This window comes from Halomonas sp. 3D7M (assembly GCF_014897885.1).
Lineage (GTDB): Bacteria > Pseudomonadota > Gammaproteobacteria > Pseudomonadales > Halomonadaceae > Vreelandella.
Window position 1 is genome coordinate 1 of record NZ_JABUZF010000181.1, and the last position, 1777, is coordinate 1777.

General features: G+C 49.2%; 2 protein-coding genes. Both read right to left on the bottom strand.

Going from position 1 to position 1777, the window contains the following annotated elements; all coding sequences use genetic code 11:
• Nucleotides 1-277: 277 nt before the first annotated feature.
• The gene (locus INT22_RS10240; protein WP_089037729.1) at nucleotides 278-991 is read right to left on the bottom strand and encodes a cell division protein FtsQ/DivIB; all 714 of its coding nucleotides are present in this window, start codon (nucleotides 989-991) and stop codon (nucleotides 278-280) included.
• A partial coding sequence (locus tag INT22_RS10245; RefSeq protein ID WP_226912587.1) for a D-alanine--D-alanine ligase occupies nucleotides 988-1777 on the bottom strand: 790 nt, incomplete at its 5' end. The genes INT22_RS10240 and INT22_RS10245, both read right to left, overlap by 4 nt.

Genomic DNA, 1777 nt, shown 5'->3' on the forward strand with positions numbered 1-1777 from the left:
TAGTCGTAACTGCGCCAACATTGTTAAAACGGCGATACAAAATCACGCTGAATAACATTGACGCCTACCGTAATATCAAGCCAAATGCTGATCATGATTAAATAAAAAAGCCCATAAAAAAGCATCAGCTATAACATAGTATAGAAACAATACTGACAATACGACTAGCGCACGCCTACGATAATCGCCTTTGTGTGCGATTTAAACCCTATTCATGGCTTTTCGCTGTTGGCAACCACTTACATTTACCTACTTTTTGCACATTGTAAGTCGCTTATTACTCATCCTCTTCTGCAAAGTCACTTTCTCCGTGCCAGGCAACTGCAACACCATTGGGGTAACGCAAGTCAATATAGCGAATATGCTCACCAACCTGAGCAAGCTCACGCTGCCACGATGCCGACAAACGAGCTAATCGGATTTCATGCTGACGTCTTCCTAACATTACCCAGGCACCATTACTTAACTGGAGCCGCCATGCACCACGAGGCTCTAGGCGTAATTGAGAAAGTGACAACGATAATCCCTGGAAATGAGGCGTTAAGCGGCGATAATAAGTAAGCACTTCTTCGCCACTTCCCGTCGGCCCAGCCAAATCAGGGAGCCCTTGAGGCACACCTAGTGGCGCAAACGCAAACGACTCACCTTTGGGGTTAAGTAGAAAATCATCGTTCCAGCGGGCCACTGGCGTTTGCTCTACCAGCTCAAATACAAGTGCATTTGGCCACTCTCTGGAAATTCTAACTTCATCCAGCCAGCCAATTTTCAATGCACGCCTACGTAGCTCACCTAAATCTGCCGAGAGCCAAGTTGCCTCTTGAACGAGTGGCGCTAGCTGAGTACGGAGGTAATCAGCACTCACATATTCCCACTCGCCACGAATAGACACACGCTCAATAGGCTTATCTAACCATAGCCATAAGGCACGCCCACCAGCACCTAGTAACAGTGCCAGCAATATGAGGCCTAACCACGCATTACGCTTCTTCATGAGCAGCTGCGTTGAACCGCAGTATTCAGTATACGCAACACCAACTGATCAAACTCTATGCCCGCATGCGCCGCCGCTTGAGGCACTAAACTATGATCCGTCATTCCTGGCACAGTATTAACTTCAATCAGCCAAAACTTGCCTATCGCATCGCGCATCACATCTACACGCCCCCAGCCTTCGCCACCTACAGCATCAAACGCTTTCTTGCATAGTTCTGCCAAGGCCTGCTCGTCACTAGATGCTAAGCCACTGGGCAGGTGATACTGAGTAGTGTTAGCAATGTATTTGGCTTCGTAATCATAAAAACCGCCTGGGACTTCGACACGAATTGCCGGCAACACGTCATTATCAAGCAGAGCAACGGTATACTCTTCACCTACAATGAACCGCTCAGCCATGACACGGGCGTCATAGTTCGCCGCCTCGTGATAGGCCGCTTCTAGTGCCTCCTGGCTTTTAACGATACTAATCCCCAGCGTGGAACCTTCGTGAACAGGCTTTACCATCATTGGTAAACCTAATTGCGACACCACCATAGACCAATCAGATGTCTCGCTGAGCATGATGCTTTGAGGGGTGGGTAGCCCTACGGCTTGCCAGACTTGCTTCGTACGCTGCTTATCCATTGCTAACGCTGACGCCAACACCCCACTGCCAGTGTAGGGCAGCCCTAAAAGCTCTAGCGCTCCCTGCAGCGTACCATCTTCGCCACCACGACCATGAAGAGCCACAAAAATAGCCGTTGGGGCAAGGCGTTCTAGCCCTACCAAACCCTCTTCTTTT

Excerpts from the sequence above, each read along its gene's own strand:
- INT22_RS10240 (WP_089037729.1), bottom strand. The coding sequence starts at position 991 with ATGAAGAAGCGTAATGCGTGGTTAGGCCTCATATTGCTGGCACTGTTA.